General features: G+C 59.3%; 1 pseudogene. It reads left to right on the top strand.

Annotated elements, in window-relative coordinates:
- Positions 1-396, top strand: a pseudogene (locus EOA16_RS32470) (acyltransferase); the annotation flags it as partial.

Raw genomic sequence — 396 nt, 5'->3', positions numbered from 1 at the left:
CCCTCGCCCCGATCGTCTTTTTCCTTCAAGGCCGCTGGACGTTATCGTTCTGGGTCTGCATAGCAGCAGTCGTGTTCCTGGCGCTGCAAGTCAGTTACTTTCTTTGTGCCTTTCCGGCCAGCCTCTTGCTCTATCCGCTTCTCGCCATGGATTTTCGCCCGAATCGTTGGGGGAGAGGCGCCATGGTGATGGTTTCCCTGGCGCTGCTGGGTTATGCGGGGAGTGCCGTGGGCATATATCGCCCGTTCGCCGTGCTTGACGTGGCTTCCGATGTGGGCCTGCGGCAAGCCTGCGTGGCCATCCCGGCAAGCGTCATGTTGGTCTACGCGGTGCTGAGTGTGGATGAGCCTTTATCATGGTTCTCGGGTAAGGTGGCACGTTTTCTGGGCGAGCTGT

It is taken from the genome of Mesorhizobium sp. M7A.F.Ca.US.008.03.1.1, assembly GCF_003997495.1.
Classification (GTDB): domain Bacteria; phylum Pseudomonadota; class Alphaproteobacteria; order Rhizobiales; family Rhizobiaceae; genus Mesorhizobium.
The sequence above is the reverse complement of the archived record's forward strand: the minus strand, read 5'-3'. Positions and strand labels throughout refer to the sequence as shown.